The organism is Streptomyces sp. IBSBF 3136, from assembly GCF_036815105.1.
Taxonomy (GTDB): Bacteria; Actinomycetota; Actinomycetes; order Streptomycetales; family Streptomycetaceae; genus Streptomyces.
In genome coordinates, this window is sequence record NZ_JAJSZC010000434.1 from 1 (window position 1) to 2,010 (window position 2,010).

At 74.8% G+C, this 2,010-nt stretch carries 3 protein-coding genes; 1 reads left to right on the forward strand and 2 read right to left on the reverse strand.

The annotated features are described in order from the left end of the window. A partial coding sequence (locus V7E45_RS39940) for an ATP-binding protein (RefSeq protein ID WP_443056359.1) occupies positions 1-457 on the forward strand: 457 nt, incomplete at its 5' end. A 339-nt stretch (positions 458-796) separates the two neighbouring features. On the opposite strand, the gene V7E45_RS39945 is transcribed toward V7E45_RS39940, so the two are convergent. Then, positions 797-1,291 (reverse strand): SUKH-3 domain-containing protein, encoded by a 495-nt coding sequence (locus V7E45_RS39945; protein WP_333779196.1) that lies wholly within the window; start codon positions 1,289-1,291, stop codon positions 797-799. A 52-nt stretch (positions 1,292-1,343) separates the two neighbouring features. After that, positions 1,344-1,868, reverse strand: coding sequence for a YwqJ-related putative deaminase (locus V7E45_RS39950; protein ID WP_333779197.1), 525 nt, complete (start codon positions 1,866-1,868; stop codon positions 1,344-1,346). Between the last annotated feature and the right edge of the window lie 142 nt (positions 1,869-2,010).

Here is a 2,010-nt window from a genome sequence, read left to right on the forward strand (position 1 = left end):
GCCGCCGGCGGCGGTGGGGGTGGCCGCGGCGCAGGTGGCGTCGCGGGTGGTGGACGAGGCCGAGGGGCCGTGTCTGTCGGAGCTGGAGGAGTTGGTGGGGCAGTCGGCCGCCGCCGGGATGGTGGTGGCGCTGTCGGTGGAGGGGGAGGCGCGCGGTTACGCGGCGGAGGTGGAGCAGACGGCGTACCGGGTGGTGCAGGAGGCGTTGACGAACGTCCACAAGCACGCGGCGGGCGCGAAGACGTATGTGCGGCTGGCGCACCGGGGTGTGGAGATCGCGATGCAGGTGGAGAACGAGCCTCCGGAGCCGGGCTCGGGCTCCTCGGCGCGGTTGCCGTCGGGTGGCAATGGCCTGGTGGGGATGCGGGAGCGGGTCGTGGCGCTGGGTGGTGTGTTCGTGTCGGGGCCGACGGACGCGGGTGGTTTCCGGGTGTCGGCGGTGATTCCGGCGGTGTGACGGGTGGCGGGCCGTGCGTCGGTCCGTCGGTCCGTCGGTCCGTCGGTCCGTGGGTCGGGTGGCCCGTTGACGGCGGGCGGCGCGTGGTCGGTCGGTGAGGTCCGGGGTGGTCGGCGCGTGGTCGGTCGGTGAGGTCCGGGGTGGTCGGCGCGTGGTCGGTCGGTCCGGTCGTGGCGGTCGGCCTGGACGGCCCCGCGTTCGGTCCGTGGTCGGCCCGCGGTCCGTCGATCCGGTCGGGGCGGCCGGCCCGAGGTCGGCCTGCGGCCGGTCCGGGGGCGACCCGCGGTGGGCCCGGCCCGGGCTCAGTTCGGACCAGTCCGGCCCGGCCCGGGCCCGGACTCAGCTCGTCGTCAGGCGGGCGGGTTCGGTGCCGACGATGAGGGTGGCCAGGGCGTGGTCGATGTCGGGGCCGACGTACCAGTCGCCGGTGTGGTCGACGGTGTAGACGCGGCCCTCGGTGTCGATGGCGAGGAGGGCGGCGGTGTCGGTCTCCTCGCCGAGGGGGCTGACCTCGGTGCCGAGGGCGCGGCCGAGGTCGCCGAGGGTGCGGGCGAGGTGGAGGCCGTGCAGGGGGTCGAGGTGGAGCGTGGCGGGCGCGACCTGGCGGCCGGGTCCGCCGGGGGTGATGTGGAGTCCGCCGAATTCGGCCCAGGCTTCGACGGCGGCGGGGAAGACGGTGTGGCGGTGTCCCGCGGGTGAGGTGTGCTCGCGCAGGGTGTCGGCCCAGAACTCGGCCTGCTTTATGTCCCAGCGGCCGGGCTGCCAGCCGGCGGTGCGCAGGGCGGCGTCGACGGGCACGGGAAAGCGGGTGGTTGAGGTGCGGTCGGGGTGCATCGGCCTTCGATCGTCTGTGTGCCTGGTGGTTCCGTGGGCGCCGGGGGGTGGTTCAGCCGTCGGTCGCGGTGGGGTCGACGATGCGGACGCCGAAGTGGGCGCTGAGGGCGGTGCAGGCGCGGCAGGGTGCGGCGAAGCTGCCGTGGAGGGGGTCGCCGTCCTCGCGTATGCGGCGGGCGGTGAGTTTGGCCTGTTTGAGGGCTTTGCGGGCTTCGCCGTTGCTCATGGGCCTGCGGGCGGCGCGTTTGCTGCGGGCGGCGTCGGCGGCGGCGATGTGCCGGGAAATGAGGATGGTCTCGGCGCAGCGGCCGGTGAAGCGGTCGCGCTGGGCGCTGGTGAGGGTGTCGAGGAAGTCCTGTACGAGGGGGTGCAGGGGTGGCGGCTGGTCGCCGCGGGCGGCGGTGCCGGTGAGGGTGGCGCCGCGGACGGAGAGGGCGGCGGCGACGGTGGGCAGGATGCCGTCGCGGCGGTGGAGGAGGGTGGGGACGGGGGGCGCTTCGGTGCCGCTCCAGTCGATGCGAGGGTCGCCGGCCCGCACGTCGGCACCTCCGGTCTGCAAGGTATTCATGATCGCCATCCCCTCCCGGGCATCCCCCCGAAGGACACAGAGTGCCAAATGCCGTGGCTGGTGCGGAAGCTGGGGCGGTGCGACACGCCCGTGGCGATTCGCGCCGTCACGGTGGGGTGACGGCTGGTCACGGAAGCGGAGGGGGGAAGTG

Bases quoted from the DNA above. Each gene is read 5' to 3' on its own strand.
- V7E45_RS39945 (WP_333779196.1), bottom strand. From the start codon at position 1,291: ATGCACCCCGACCGCACCTCAACCACCCGCTTTCCCGTGCCCGTCGAC.
- V7E45_RS39950 (WP_333779197.1), bottom strand. From the start codon at position 1,868: ATGGCGATCATGAATACCTTGCAGACCGGAGGTGCCGACGTGCGGGCC.